The sequence below is a fragment of the Paraburkholderia terricola genome (assembly GCF_003330825.1).
In the GTDB taxonomy this organism is placed as follows: domain Bacteria; phylum Pseudomonadota; class Gammaproteobacteria; order Burkholderiales; family Burkholderiaceae; genus Paraburkholderia; species Paraburkholderia terricola.
In genome coordinates, this window is the sequence record NZ_CP024942.1 from 450,028 (window position 1) to 464,584 (window position 14,557).

10 protein-coding genes are annotated in these 14,557 nt (G+C 63.7%); 3 read left to right on the plus strand and 7 right to left on the minus strand.

Going from position 1 to position 14,557, the window contains the following annotated elements; all coding sequences use genetic code 11:
• Positions 1-11 precede the first annotated feature (11 nt).
• Complete coding sequence (locus CUJ90_RS20515) at positions 12-1,220, minus strand: efflux RND transporter periplasmic adaptor subunit (RefSeq protein WP_073430157.1); 1,209 nt, start codon at positions 1,218-1,220, stop codon at positions 12-14.
• A gap of 46 nt (positions 1,221-1,266) precedes the next feature.
• Positions 1,267-2,121, minus strand: a complete 855-nt coding sequence (locus CUJ90_RS20520; protein ID WP_073430220.1) for an alpha/beta hydrolase — start codon at positions 2,119-2,121, stop codon at positions 1,267-1,269.
• Positions 2,122-2,294: 173 nt separating this feature from the next.
• Here CUJ90_RS20520 and CUJ90_RS20525 point away from each other — a divergent pair, with 173 nt between their 5' ends.
• Entirely contained in the window at positions 2,295-3,299 is a 1,005-nt protein-coding gene (locus CUJ90_RS20525) for a LysR family transcriptional regulator (protein WP_073430158.1), read from the plus strand.
• Between the two features lie 259 nt (positions 3,300-3,558).
• Complete coding sequence (locus CUJ90_RS20530) at positions 3,559-3,867, plus strand: DUF4148 domain-containing protein (RefSeq protein ID WP_073430159.1); 309 nt, start codon at positions 3,559-3,561, stop codon at positions 3,865-3,867.
• 273 nt (positions 3,868-4,140) lie between these two features.
• Here the strand turns inward: CUJ90_RS20530 and CUJ90_RS20535 are convergent, their stop codons facing one another.
• Entirely contained in the window at positions 4,141-5,211 is a 1,071-nt protein-coding gene (locus tag CUJ90_RS20535; RefSeq protein WP_073430160.1) for a purine-nucleoside phosphorylase, read from the minus strand.
• A 271-nt stretch (positions 5,212-5,482) separates the two neighbouring features.
• Here CUJ90_RS20535 and CUJ90_RS20540 point away from each other — a divergent pair, with 271 nt between their 5' ends.
• Positions 5,483-6,463 (plus strand): aldo/keto reductase, encoded by a 981-nt coding sequence (locus CUJ90_RS20540; protein ID WP_073430161.1) that lies wholly within the window; start codon positions 5,483-5,485, stop codon positions 6,461-6,463.
• 43 nt (positions 6,464-6,506) lie between these two features.
• On the opposite strand, the gene CUJ90_RS20545 is transcribed toward CUJ90_RS20540, so the two are convergent.
• The 4 genes from CUJ90_RS20545 to CUJ90_RS20560 all read right to left on the minus strand — a co-directional run bounded on the left by CUJ90_RS20545 (position 6,507) and on the right by CUJ90_RS20560 (position 14,356).
• On the minus strand, positions 6,507-7,412 hold the full coding sequence (locus CUJ90_RS20545; protein ID WP_073430162.1) for a cation diffusion facilitator family transporter: 906 nt from the start codon (positions 7,410-7,412) through the stop codon (positions 6,507-6,509).
• Positions 7,413-7,567: 155 nt separating this feature from the next.
• The gene (locus CUJ90_RS20550; RefSeq protein ID WP_073430163.1) at positions 7,568-12,409 is read right to left on the minus strand and encodes an NAD-glutamate dehydrogenase; all 4,842 of its coding nucleotides are present in this window, start codon (positions 12,407-12,409) and stop codon (positions 7,568-7,570) included.
• A 139-nt stretch (positions 12,410-12,548) separates the two neighbouring features.
• The gene (locus CUJ90_RS20555; protein WP_073430164.1) at positions 12,549-13,325 is read right to left on the minus strand and encodes an alpha/beta fold hydrolase; all 777 of its coding nucleotides are present in this window, start codon (positions 13,323-13,325) and stop codon (positions 12,549-12,551) included.
• Positions 13,322-14,356, minus strand: a complete 1,035-nt coding sequence (locus CUJ90_RS20560; RefSeq protein ID WP_073430221.1) for a M14 family zinc carboxypeptidase — start codon at positions 14,354-14,356, stop codon at positions 13,322-13,324. Before CUJ90_RS20560 ends, CUJ90_RS20555 begins: the two co-directional genes overlap by 4 nt.
• Positions 14,357-14,557: the final 201 nt, after the last annotated feature.

Sequence of the window (14,557 nt, forward strand, 5' to 3'; positions counted from 1 at the left end):
GCGCGCGAGGCTCACGAATTCTTGTCCGCCTTGGCGCGCGCCTGCGCGAGCGGCGCGCTGTTCGGGTCCTGATCGGTCGTCATCGGCACCATATGCGCGCGCACCGAATCGCCCGGACGCACCCGCTGAACGCCGTTCACCACGATGCGATCGCCGGCCTTCAGTCCGCCCTTGACGACACGCAGGTTGCCCTGCATGCCGCCCACCGCGATCTCGCGATACACGACGTGATTGCCCTGGTCGACCACCAGCACGAACTTCTTGTCCTGATCGGTGCCCACCGCGGCATCGTCGATCAGCAGGGCCGGATGCGGCTCGCTGCCGCCGACCTTCACGCGTGCATAGAGACCCGGAATCAACGCACCGTCCTGGTTGTCGAAACGCGCGCGCACCCGGATCGTGCCCGACGACGTGTCGAGCCGGTTGTCCACCGACTCGATCGTGCCGCTGCGCGAATAGCCGCTTTCGTCCGCGAGCCCGAGTTCCACCGGCACTTTGCCGCCGTCTTTCGCGCGGCTCAGGTATTGCAGGTAGGTTTGTTCGTCCGCGTCGAACGATGCGTAGATCGGCGACACCGACACGAGCGTGGTGAGCGGCGTGGAGCTCGCGCCCGCCGACACCACGTTGCCCACCGTGATTTCCGCACGCGACACGCGGCCCGACACGGGCGCCACGATCTTCGTGTAGCCGAGATTGATGCGGGCGGTTTCGAGCGCGGCTTGCGCGGCCTTCAGGTTGGCGCTCGCCTCGCGTGCGGCGTTCTGCTTCTCGTCGTAATCACGCTTGGCGATCGCGTTGTCGGCGATCAGGCGCTGCGCGCGCTCCCAGTCGCTTTGCGTGTAACCGGTGCGCGCCTGCGCGGCCGCAAGCTGCGCGGCCGCGCGATCGACTTCCGCCGCGTAGGGGCGCGGGTCGATCACGAACAGCGTGTCGCCTTTCTTCACGAGCGCGCCGTCCTTGAAGTTGACGGACACGATCGTGCCCGGCACCTGCGAACGCACGTCCACCTTTTCGACGGCTTCGAGGCGGCCCGAATAGGTCTGCCAGTCGGTAATCGTCTTTTGCACCACGGTGGCGACATCGACTTCCGGCACGATCGTCGGCGCGGCCGGCGAACTGGCGTCGACACGAATCGCGCCGAACGTGCCCAGCCCGGCCAGCACGACCACGACAAGCGCGGCAACCGCCACGCGGCGGCGGGAAAGAGGAAGGATAGTCATGAAAAGCTCCCGGTATCGTTGATTAAAGTTTTTGCTTGTTTCTGTTTCAGCGATGGGCGCGCGCATCGAAGCGCCACTGAAAAAATCGCACCGCTTCCTGCAAGGCGGGCGGATGATCGGCCAACGCGGCATGCGAGACGCTCGGATAACGGACCACCTGAGTCAGCACACCCGCGTCGATCAGACTGCTCGCGTATTTCTCCGCCTCCACATGCAGCACGTCGTTTTGCGCCGTCGCGATCAGCGTGGCCGGCAGGCCCGCGAGCCGCGACGACTCCAGCGGCGCCGCATACGGATGCATGCGCTGCGACGCTTGCGGCAAGTACGCGCGATAACAGGCGGCGCACTCTTTCGCGGTGATGTCCGAGCCGAGGCGCTTTTCGTCGCCGAGGCGCGTGAGGCTCGGGTCGAGCATCGGCCCGAACAACGCCTGAGCGGCAATCTGCACATCCCCGCGATCGCGCGCGATGAACGCGAGGCAATTGGCCAACTGCCCGCCCGCGTCATGCCCGGCCACGCCGACCTTCTTGCTGTTGCCGCCGAACGCGCGCGCCCGGGTCTGCACCCACAGCGCCGCGCGGTGCGCGTCTTCAGGCGCCGCCGGAAACGGAAACCGCGGCGCGAGCGAATAACCCACCGACACGACCAATGCCGGTAAGTGTTCCGCGAAATAACGCGCGGCGAAATCGGCCTGATCGATCGAGCCCTTGGTAAAGCCGCCGCCGTGAAAATAAAGCAATACCGGCAGTGCGGTCTTCTGGCCTTGCCGGTACAAACGCAGGGTAATGTCCTGCGCGTGCCCTTCTATCTGCACGTCGGTCACGCCGAGTGCCGTGCTGCTGGCCTCTGCCGGGCCGTTGCCGGCGGGCGCGAGGGAGTACGGCGGTTTCAATAAATCCATGTCGAGCCGCGCAATGCGCACAAAACTGCAATGGTGCGAATTGTGGGTTCGGCAGACTCGTAAATAAATGCCTATAATCCGGCAACACAATTCGGCGACTCTGAACAATCGAATGCGATTGCTCCGCGGATTCGATTTCCGCTCAGTGCGCCCGCCCTTTCCGGAGGTTTGCAATGGACCGGCTTCAGGCCATGCAAGTGTTCACGCGCGTCGTCGACACCAACAGCTTTACCCGTGCAGCGGAAACGCTCGACCTGCCGCGTGCATCGGTTACCACCATCATTCAGAATCTCGAAGCGTTCCTCGGCACGCGGCTCATGCACCGAACCACGCGGCGTTTGTCGCTCACGCCGGACGGCGCGGCGTACTACGAGCGCTGCGTGCGCATTCTCGCGGACGTCGAGGAAACCGAGGCCAGTTTTCAAAGCGGCAATAAGAAGCCGCACGGCAAGCTGCGCATCGACATGCCGGGATCGATCGGCCGCTTGCTGGTGATTCCTTCACTATGTGAGTTCCACACGCGCTACCCGGACATCGACCTGCAACTCGGATTGACGGATCGCCCCGTCGATCTGTTGCAGGAAGGCGTGGATTGCGTGGTGCGGGTGGGCGCGCTCCAGGATTCCTCGCTGGTGGCGCGCCGTATCGGTTTGTTCGAGGGCGTGAGTTGCGCGTCCCCCGACTATATCGAGCGCGCGGGCATGCCGACCTCGCTCGACGACTTGCAAAATCACAAAGCAGTGAACTACTTTTCGAGCCGCACGGGACGCACGCTCGATTGGGCTTTCATGGTGGACGGCAAGGAAATCGAAGTGAAGATGAAGAGCATCGTCTCGGTGAACGACGCCGATGCCTACGTGACCTGCGGGCTTGAAGGCTTCGGCCTGATTCAGCCGGCGCTCTTCATGGTGCTGCCGCATCTGCGTTCGGGCCAACTGGTGGAAGTACTGCCAGAGTTGAAGCCCTTGCCGATGCCGATTTCCGCAGTCTATCCGCACAGTCGGCATCTGTCGCCTAAAGTCCGTGTTTTCGTAGACTGGATTGCCGAACTGTTCGACCGTTGCCCATTGCTGAGCGGACGCGGCAGTCTCGACGCCACCTGCACGAAGCGTACTCTGGAGGAACGTGAATCCGCCCCGACACTCGACACGCCCGTGATATCCGAGTGGGTCGCCTGATTCGTTTGATCTGAAGTACGGATTCTGGAATAGTGAATTTCAACCGCGGCTCCAATGCCGCGGTTTTCTTTTTGTACTCACGGCGAGCCCAATGCCAGGGCGCTCGCGCCGCCTTTGCGGACTGATCCTCGCGGCGATTGTTCTTGAATCGCGACAATTCATTTCGTGAAAGTGCGATTTATCCGCACTCCGCCGAAGCCTACATTTCACCCTGTCGCAGCACACCGCGTTGCTGCAAATGAATCGACAGGAGTGAATCATGAAACGCAATCTCTTCGCAGGTCTGGCTCTTTCGCTGCTCGCAAGCGCACCGGTGTTTGCACAAAGCAGCAGTGGCGGTATTGGTCATGCCGGCAGCTATCAAACACAACCGGCCCCGAGCACGAGCACTAAAACACGCGCCGAGGTGAAGGCCGAACTGGTCGCCGCTTATCGCGACGGTTCACTGCCGGCACTGAATCGCACCACGTATCCGAACAAAGGCTTGATCGGTCAAACGCAGGCCGCGCGCATTGCATTGCAGGAAGGCACGAATGGCGAGGTCACGCGCGTTGCTAACGGGCAGTGAAGCGGGCAGTGAAGCACGCAGTAAAAATGAAAACGCCGCGATGATTCAGTTCGAACAAATAGTCATTGCGGCGCCATTCATGCAGTCTTCAAAAAGGAGAACATCATGGCACCATCCGAACTCGATCATTGGAATACCGACGCTCCGGTCTGGACGCCGTTTCGCGCACCGCAACGTTAAGTACGGTTGGCAATTCCGCGTTACGCCGCGTTAGCAATGAGTGATGGGCGTGCCCGCGGCTTCGTTCCGCGGGCACGCCACGTAGAGAGAGAGTTAGCGTTTCGGCACGCCGTCGCGCCACTCGCCCCAGTGAGTAGCAATATCCTGCACGAGCGGATTCCCCGAGCGGTACAGGTTTTCGAGGGCGATCGTAAAGCCGCCTTGCGCGGCGTAGTTGATCAGATTGTCCGCGCTGGTTTGTCCATCGTAGGGCCGGTCGAAATCGGAACCCGAGCGCACCACGGCAACGCGATTCAAGTCGACCTTATGCACCGCGGCCGCGCGCTTGAGCGCCTCGTAGGTCGCGTTATCTTCCTGCTGCGTGGTGCAATAGACGCCTTTGCCATCCGTCAAGGTCTTGGTCCAGTCGCGGGCCCGCTGACCAAGCAGCGTACCCGACCACCACGTATCGCCCGCCAGCGTGTCGCATTGAATGACGGTAGGCGGACGGTTAGCCGGCGCATACGAGTACTTCGCGCGCGCCGCCTGAGCCTGCGCGTTATCGGCGAGCGCAACGTTACGCGACAAGGCAAACGCCGTATCGGCGAGTTGCGTGTTCAACTGGAATACTTCCGTCCGATAGTCGAGCGGCGGCTTTTCCGATGGGCTCTTCGTATTGATGCCGAGGTAGCCCGTATTCCAGCCCGACGGAATTTCACGCCCGTCGATCTCCCATTGAATGCCGAAGTCGACCAGGTACTTCGCCCAGGCGGCGGACCCGACCGTGCCCTGTTGCGGGTCGATACCGGCGATGCCGGCCACCATGAAATACGTGCGCCGCAAATCGAAGCGCGGCGAGAACGTCAACGCCATGATCGACGCTGCGGCATTGGTATGTCCCATGCCGGTGGTCATCACGCACACGTCCTGCCGGTTGCAATGAACCGCCGGGTAATCGGGCGACAATCCGTCCACCGGAATATCACGCCACGGTCCGAGCCGGTCGAGCCACACCTGACCCTCGGGACCGAACATCGAAATGATCATCACCTTGACGGGCCGCCCATGCGAGCCGCCCTCGCCTTGCGAGAAACCGTCCTCGTCGGCGCTGGCGGGGCCCGACGAAAACGCGGCGCACGCCGCGAGCGTAATGGCGCAGACAGCGCCGAATGTGCGAGTCAGCATCGTGATTCTTCCTTTTGCTTGTGATGCAGTTTGGGAGAGTGCTGCTTTCAAGCCGAAAGAAGTATAAGTGCGAAGAAATTATTTTCCTTACTTTCCATTATGCAAAGCACCATTTCCCGCCCGGCGGCTGAACCTTACTGCTGAAAGCCGGCGCGGCGGCTCTGCACGCGCTTCTCCCGGCTTCCCTATAATCGACGATCCGCGGCAAGTCCGAAGGAAAGTCCCTTGGGGCACGCACCGCCTTTGTGCAGTTCTCAACAGGAGCACCACGATGGAGTATGTGAAACTCGGCCGCACCGGCCTCGATGTATCGCGTCTTTGCCTCGGTTGCATGAGCTACGGCGTGCCCTCGCGCGGCACTCATCCCTGGTCGCTCGACGAACAGGCGTCCCGTCCATTCATCAAGCAGGCGCTCGATAAAGGCATCAACTTCTTCGATACCGCGAACGTCTATTCGGACGGCACGAGCGAGGAAATCGTCGGCCGCGCGCTGAAGGACTTTGCCAAGCGCGACGAGATCGTGCTGGCCACCAAGGTCAATAGCCGCATGCATGCGGGCCCGAACGGCGCCGGTCTGTCGCGCAAGGCCATCATGGCGGAGATCGACAACAGCCTGCGGCGTCTCGGCACCGATTACGTCGATCTCTATCAGATCCACCGCTGGGACTACGACACGCCGATAGAAGAAACGATGGAAGCGCTGCACGATGTCGTGAAGGCGGGCAAGGCGCGCTATATCGGCGCATCGTCGATGTATGCGTGGCAGTTCGCCAAGGCGCTGCACGTGGCGGAACGCAACGGCTGGACGCGCTTCGTAACGATGCAGAACTACGTGAACCTGCTGTACCGCGAGGAAGAACGCGAGATGCTGCCGCTGTGCGAAAGCGAGGGCATCGGCGTGATTCCGTGGAGCCCGCTCGCGCGCGGACGTTTGACGCGCGACTGGAACACCGAAAGCGCGCGCTCCGAGACCGACGAATTCGGCCGCACGCTGTACGCGCAAACCGAGGACGCGGATCGCCAGATCGTCGAGCGGGTGAGCCGGATCGCCGCCGAGCGGGGCGTGCCGCGGGCGCAAGTCGCGCTAGCGTGGGTCTTGCAGAAGAAGCCGATTACCGCGCCGATCGTGGGTGCGACGAAGCTGCATCATCTGGACGACGCGGTGGCCGCTCTCTCGCTGAATCTGAGCGACGATGAAATTCGCCTGCTCGAAGAACTGTATGTGCCGCACGCGGTGACGGGCTTCAAATAAGCGGTATGTTGGAAAGCGCCGCCCCGGCGGCGCAAACCCTGTCTCAACCGCGCGGCACGTCTGGTTCGAAAAACACCCAGCGCACTTGCGGAAACGCGGCCTGCAAGTCCGCTTCGATCACGTTGATCGCATCCACCATCGCGCGGCCGCTCGGGTAGTCGATCATTTCCGCCTGCACCGCCACCACCACCTGACGGCCCCATTGCATCGTAATGATGTTGATGATGCTGCGAATCTCGCGGCGCGCGCGCAGATGCGCCTCGATCGCGCGGCGCACTTCGGGGCTCGCCGATTCGCCGACGATCATCGACTTCACTTCGCGCGCGACCGCCCACGCGATCACCATCAGCAGCAAGCCGACGGCGACCGAGCCCAACGCGTCGTAGACGGCGTTGCCCGTTATCATCGTCAGCAGCACGGCGACGAAGGCTATCGCGAGACCCGCCAGGGCGGCGATGTCCTCGCCCGCCACCACCAGCAGTTCGGATTCGCGCGTCTCCCGAAACCAGCGCCACAGGCTTTTGTCGGGATTGGTCTTGCGGATTTCCTTGATCGCCCCCCACAGCGACAGCGCTTCGAGCACCACCGAAATGCCGAGCACCACGAGCGCCACATACGCATACTGCAAGGGCTCGTGCACGATCAGACGGTGTACGCCCTCATACACCGAAAACGCGCCGCCCACGAAGAACAGCAGCAGCGCGACGAGCAGCGAATAGAAATAGATTGCGCGGCCGCCGCCCATCGGATGCAACAGGCTCGCCGGCTTGCGCGCCTGACGCAGACCGAATAGCAGCAGCAGTTGGTTTCCGCAGTCGGCGCTCGAGTGAATGGCTTCCGCGAACATCGAGCCTGAGCCGGTGAAGGCGGCCGCGGCGAACTTGCAAATGGCGATGCCAAAGTTGGCGGCGAGCGCGTAGATAATGGCTTTCGGCGATTCTTCTTTCATCGTCGGTGAGAGGATCCCGTGGGTTTGCAGAGCGCTTTCAGTTGGCAACAGCCCGTATTATGGACATGCCGGGCGGCATGCGTCCAACCCCGGTGTTGCCTTGCATCTTCGTGTACCCTGCCCACCGCCTGCGCGCTCGCGCACCTTCCGCCGTCCTAGGCCCGCTCCAACGCCGCCATCTCACGCACGATCACCAGCAGCATCGACAGGCTCGCGCCGCCCGTGGCCCGCAGATCGGCAAGCAGCCGCGCATAGCGCTCCAGTTGCGCGGCGCGCTTCTCACGCCATGCCTGAACCAACGTATCGGGCGTCGACGCTTCGTCGGCATGGGCCAATGCGCTCGTGGTCAGCGCGCGTTTGAGGCGCCCCAGTTCGGCCAGCGCCGTGGCGCGCGCCAGCATGTCCCAGTGCGACGGCGCCGGCAGTGAAGCCGCGCGCTCGCTGATCCAGCCGTAGTTGAGCAGCGTGCCGAGCGCGAAGTAGACGCCCGCCACCAGTTCGAGGCTGCGCGCGCAGGTCGACGCCACTTCGGCGATGTCGAGCAGAGCCGCCGAAATCTCGCCGCTTGCGATCCGCACCGCCAACTCGCTATCGACGCCCGCATCCACCAGCACGCGCTGGCGCTCGGACAGCGCTTCGAGATCGGCGCCCGGCAACAGCGCGGGCCATTGCGGCGCGAGGCGTTGCGCGGCGTCGCGGCAGCGCGCGAGCAAATCGGCCACATCGCCCTCGCTGATCGCGCCCGCTTGCAAATGCCGCAGGAACCACAACGCCGAATGCTCCACGAGCCGCGCGACCTCGACGAACATGCGCGCCTGCACGTCGTCGGCGACGCGGTTATCGAGCGCGTCGATGCTGCGCCATACGTCGTCGAGATCGAACACGTCGCGCGCCATGATGCAGGCGCGCACGATGGCGCCCGGCTGCGCATCGGTTTCTTCCATCAGGCGATGCACGAACTCGCAACCCACACGGTTCACCAACGCGTTGGTCAGATGCGTCGCGAGAATTTCGCGGCGCAACGGGTGGCGCTGCATCGGCTCGCTGAAGCGTTGCCGCAACGGTTTCGGAAAATAGTCGACCAGCATGTCGGCGACGAGCGGGTCTTCCGGCATCGACGATTCGAGCAGCGCGTCGTACAGCCACATCTTGCTATAGGCGAGCAGCACCGCGCGTTCGGGCGTGGTGAGACCTTGTCTCGCGGTGAGCCGTTCGACGACTTCCTCATCGGAGGGCAGAAACTCGATCGCGCGATTCAGCCGGCCCGCGCGTTCGAGGTAGCGCATCAGGCGCGCCTCGGCATCGAACAGTTCGACGCTGTAGCGGCCCGCGATCGACAGCGCCTGCGTCTGGTAATAGTTGTCCTGCAACACGAGCAGGCCCACTTCGTCGGTCATTTCCGCGAGCAGCGCATTGCGCTGCTTCTCGGTCATTTCCCCATCCGCGACGACGAGGCCCAGCAGAATCTTGATGTTGACCTCGTGGTCCGAGCAGTCGACGCCCGCGGAATTGTCGATCGCATCGGTATTGATGCGGCCGCCGCGCTGCGCGAATTCGATGCGCCCGAGTTGCGTGAGACCGAGATTGCCGCCCTCGGCCACCACCTTGCAGCGCAGATCCGCGCCGTTCACGCGGATCGCGTCGTTGGCGCGGTCGCCGACTTGCAGATGCGTCTCGCGGCTCGCCTTCACATAGGTGCCGATGCCGCCGTTATAGAGCAGATCGACCGGCGCCTGCAGAATCGCGCGCATCAGTTCAGCGGGCGCGAGCGCCGCCGCGCTGATGCCGAGCGCCGCCTGCACCGCCGGCGAGAGCGGAATCGTCTTGGCCGTGCGCGGAAACACGCCGCCGCCCGCAGAGATCAGCGAGGGATCGTAATCGGCCCAGCTCGACCGGTCGAGAACGAAGAGCCGCCCGCGCTCGGCAAGACTGACCGCCGGATCGGGATTCGGGTCGAGAAAGATATGCCGGTGATCGAACGCGGCGACGAGCTTGATATGCGGCGACAGCAGCATGCCGTTGCCGAACACGTCGCCCGACATGTCGCCGACGCCGACCACGGTGAAATCCGTTGTCTGCGTATCGACGCCCATTTCGCGGAAGTGCCGCTTGACCGACTCCCACGCGCCGCGCGCGGTGATCGCCATTTTCTTGTGGTCGTAGCCGACCGAGCCGCCCGACGCGAACGCGTCGTCGAGCCAGAAACCGTATTCCTGTGAGATCGCGTTGGCGTAGTCGGAGAAGGTGGCGGTGCCTTTGTCGGCGGCCACCACCAGATACGGGTCGTCGGGATCGTGCCGCACCACCTCGGGCGGCGGCGCCAGCGCCGTGCCCGAGAGGTTGTCCGTCAGATCGAGCAGGCCGCGCAAAAAGGTCTGATAGCACGCCACGCCTTCACGCATCCACGCGTCGCGCTCGCTTTGCGGCGGCGGATTCTTCACGACGAAGCCGCCCTTGGAGCCGACCGGCACGATCACCACGTTCTTCACCATCTGCGCCTTCATCAGCCCGAGCACTTCCGTGCGGAAGTCCTCGCGCCGGTCCGACCAGCGCAAGCCGCCGCGCGCCACACGCCCGCCGCGCAAATGCACGCCTTCCACGCGCGGTGAATAAACCCAGATCTCGAACATCGGTTTCGGCTCGGGCAAGCCGGGCACTTGCGCCGGATCGAACTTGAACGAGAGGTACGGTTTCGGATGTCCGTCGGCGTCGAAACGATAGTAGTTCGTGCGCTGCGTGGCCTTGATGACGCCGAGGAATTGCCGGAGTATCCGGTCCTCGTCGAGATTCGGCACCTGGTCGAGCGCGCTATCTATCTTCTTCAGCCAGCCGTCGATGCGCGCCTCGCGCGTATCGCCCAATACCGGATCGAAGCGCGCGACGAACAGTTCCACCAGCATGCGCGCGATCGCCGGGTTGCCGGTCACCGCGCGTTCGATATAAGCGTCGCTGAATGTGGAACCTACTTGGCGCAAGTACTTGGCGTAAGCGCGCAGTATCGTCACCTCGCGCGCATTCAGTTGCGCGCGCAAGACGAGGCGGTTGAAATCGTCGCTTTCTATCGCGCCGGTCCACACCTGTTCGAACGCTTCCTCGAAGAGATCCTTCACGCGCTCGATGTCGAATTCCGCGTCGTCCGCGAGTTCGAGGCCGAAGTCGTGAATCCACGCGGGCGTGGCGCCCAACGCCTCGATCAGATAAGGCCGTTCTTCATCGACACGCACGCCCAGATGTTCGAGCATCGGCAAGCTGCGCGACAACGCGATCGGCTGCCCCGCGCGATACACCTTGAAGCGGAACGCGCGCGGTCCCGCTTCGATCGGACGGTACAGGTTCATCGCGAGGCGCTCGCTGCCCTGCACGCGCTCGATCAACTCGATGTCGCGCACCGCGGTGCGGGCGGGGTAATCGTCGCGATAGCCGGGCGGAAACGAATCCGCGTAACGTTGCAGCAGACGGTTGCCCTGCTCTTCGCCGAACGCATCGAGCAACGCGTCGGCGAGATCGTCCTGCCAGCGGCGCGCGACCTGCACGAGCCGTGCTTCGAGTTCGCGCGTGTCCACATTGGGCATGCCGCCCGGCTTGGCATGCACCACAAAGTGAATGCGCGCGAGCGTCGACTCCGAAAGCAGCGGCGTGAATTCGACACTGGCGCCGTTGAAGGCGTCGGCCAGCAGATTCGCAATGCGCTGGCGCAGGTCGGTGTTGTACTTGTCACGCGGCACGAACACGAGGCACGACACGAAACGGTCGAAGCGGTCGCGCCGCACGAACAGGCGCGTGCGCTGATGTTCCTGCAAACGCAGCACGCCGAGCGCGGTGTCGTAGAGCTGATTCTCGTCGGCCTGAAAAAGCTCGTCACGCGGATAGGTTTCGAGCACCGTCACCAGCGATTTGGCGAGATGACCTTTCGGCAGGAATCCCGCCCTTCGCACGATATTCGCGCATTTGCGCCGCACGATCGGAATCTCCGAGGCCGACACGAAATACGCGGTGGACGTATAGAGGCCGATGAAACGCCGCTCGCCCGCCACCTTGCCGTCCGCGCCGGTCAGCTTGATGCCGACATAGTCGAGATAGCCGGGCCGGTGCACCGTCGCGCGCGAATTGGCCTTGGTCAGAAAGATCGGCGACGAACTGGAGATGATCTCGGCGGCGGCCGGCGGCAAGGACGTGACTTCGGCCGCGCCAGCAGTTCGCAGCGCATCGCGCAGGATGCCGAGGCCGGAGCCCGGCACCGCGCGCAAACCGTAGCCGAGGTCGTGCTGCACCAGTTCGTAGTCGCGCTGGCCGAGAAAGGTGAAGTGATCGGCCACCATCCATTCGAGGAACGCGCGCGCCTCCAGACCTTCCGGCCCGCCCTCGCCGGCCTTCATGCCCTTGATGGTGGCGCGCGCGAGTTCGACGATCTTCGGCCAGTCTTCAACCGCGGCGCGCACGTCGCGCAGCACGCCGGCGATTTCCTCGCGCAACGCGTCGAGCTTTGCCGCATCGCCGCAACGGTCCACTTCGAAGTGGATGAACGACGTGAGCTGCGAGCGCGTATCGGCGGCGTCCTCGGCGCCCTGGCTCACGCGTTCGATGCCGCCGTCGGGTCCACGCCAGATGCGAAACACCGGATGCACGACCGAGTGCAGCGCGAGCCCATGACGGTTCACCGACATCGATACCGAATCGACGAGAAACGGCATGTCGTCGTTGACGATCTCGATCACCGTGTGATCGGAGTGCCAGCCGTGCTGTTCGAGGATCGGGTTATAGACGCGCAGCCGTTCGCTGCCCGGCACGAAGCGCTGCGCGGTTTGCCAATGCGCGAGCGCCGCGCCGTACAGATCGGCAATCGAGCGGCTTTGCAGATCGTCGGCGTCGACGAAGTCGTAGTAGTGCCGCAGGAAAGGATCGACGACGTTGAAGGTCGGCTCGGGCAAGCGCCCCCTCGCAAACTCGACGACATCGTTCAGCAAATGCGTGACGGCTTCTTCGTTCTTTGCTTGCATGATGAACTCCCCCGGCTGGCGGCAATGGCGCGTATTCGCCCGATTCGCATGCAACGTCTCAACGTCTGAATGGGGATTATGCGCCTGCCGCCCCGCGATGCGATGCGCGACCCCACTTAGGTTATACCCGCTGCCCCGGTTAAAGCACAGCCTTCGAAACGGCGGGCTGTTGCGCGAGCCACGCATGGACCTGAGCGCCGATCCACGCGGGGTCGTCGTGCGGCAGATCGTGACCGGCCCACGGATGCTCGCGATGCGTCGCGCCCCACGCGGCCGCGAGCTTCGACGAACATGCCGGGTTCACGAGCTTGTCGCCACGCGATGATAGAACCAGCAGCGGGCAGTCCGGCCTGACGGCCGCCGCGCGAAAACGCGCGGCGGCCCAGAGTTGCCGCAACGCATTGCCGCGGCTCACCGGCGCGCTGCGGCGAATCTCGCTCCATGCGTCGAGATCGGCGTTCAGCGTGCCGACGTTATTGCACGTCAACCGATGAATGCCACGCTCCGCGCACGGCGCGTCGCGCCAATGCGCCGCAACGCCCGCGAGCCCCGGCCATGCCGAGGGACGCAGCCGCTCATGCATGCGGCTGAACGGCCGCATGCTGGTGTTGATCAGCACGAGCCGTTCGATCTCGGCGGGATGACGTTGCGCCCACTCCGTCGCCACCATGCCGCCGAGCGACATCGCCAGCACGCGGTATGGGACGCTCGCCCCGCTTTGCAAAGCGGCAATCCGCACGAAGCTGACCATCTCCGCGACCGTGGCCGGCGCGCGCGCCTGCGCGAACTCGCCGTTGCCCGGCAGATCGAGCAGCAACAGGCGCTCGCCGCCAATGGCTTCGCGCAGCGCGTCGGGCAGGCGGCCCCAGTGGCGCGTTTCGCGCGTGAGTCCGCGCAGCAGGATCCACGTGCTCATGGGGCGTCCGATTTGTACCAGTGGTCGATCGCGCTTTGCAGCAATGCCTCGCGACGGTTGCCCTGCGGCAGCCAGCGTTGCGACGAGAAAGCCGCGCGCGCGAGAAAGTCGAGCAGGTTCGCGTGACGCCGCAGCACGCGCGCGGTGCGATGCGCCTTCACCGGATTGAACATGCCCTGACGCGAAAAGAGCTGGCGCGGATTCTTCTTGATCCACAGCCACGAGCCGAGTTCGAGTGTCATCGGCAGGAATACGTTGGGGGCCGGCGTGCGGTCATACGCGAAGTCCCATAGATCGCCGTGCAGCAGATACTGATGGCTCTGCGGTTCGAACGTGTAGCCATGATGCGGATGCGAGCGCTCGAACATCGTTTTCAGCACGTACATTTCCGGCAGATGCGGCATCAGTTTGCGAGTGCGCGCGTAGGGAAACCAGATGCTGTCGGTCCAGCCATAACCGGAGTGGCAATCGAGCGCGATACTCAAGGGCCGCGCCGCCAGTTCGCTTTCCACCACTTGCAGGAGCGCCGCGGCTTCCGGCTCCATCGGCTCGCCGTGGCGGCCGCGATACCACGGCAGCCAGGCGCCCACGCGCTGACCGCCCGCGAGCAGCGGCACGCGTTCGTCGGCGTTCTGCGGCGCGTTGCGCATCAGGTCGACGCCGTTCGGATTGGCGCGCGTCGCCGCCCACATGCCGCCGGGATTGACGATCGGCATGAAGACCAGACGAATCGACTGCAATTGCCGCACCAGCAACTCATCCCATTCGAGGCGCGCGAGCAGCGCGCGCATGTAGTCGAGTACGAGTTGCGAGCCGATGCGTTCGAGTCCGTGAATGCCGCCGAAGAATCCGATCGCGGGCGCGAGCGGATCGGTCGAGCCGATACTCGCCGTGTGCACGGTGAATTGCCGGCCACGCACCGTCGTCTCGCAGACAGAACGGATCTCGAAGCTGGCGCTGCCCTGCTCGAGAATCGTCTTGAGATCTTCATACTCCGCGAAACTGTCGGGAAGAAAGCTCAAAGGCTGCATGACGACGTCGAATGGAACTGCGAGGTTATGGGGGGCGGCGAGCCGCAGACGCAATATAGCCTGGCGCCGCGCGATCATGCCGGTTGCGTGAGGGCTAGTTGCAAAGCGTGTCATCCGTATGTCATTTTCCGCTCGAAGGAATGCTCTGGGTGCGCCTTGGGTGCGGCCTTTTTCGACGGCGGAAAACATTCACGGAGATGT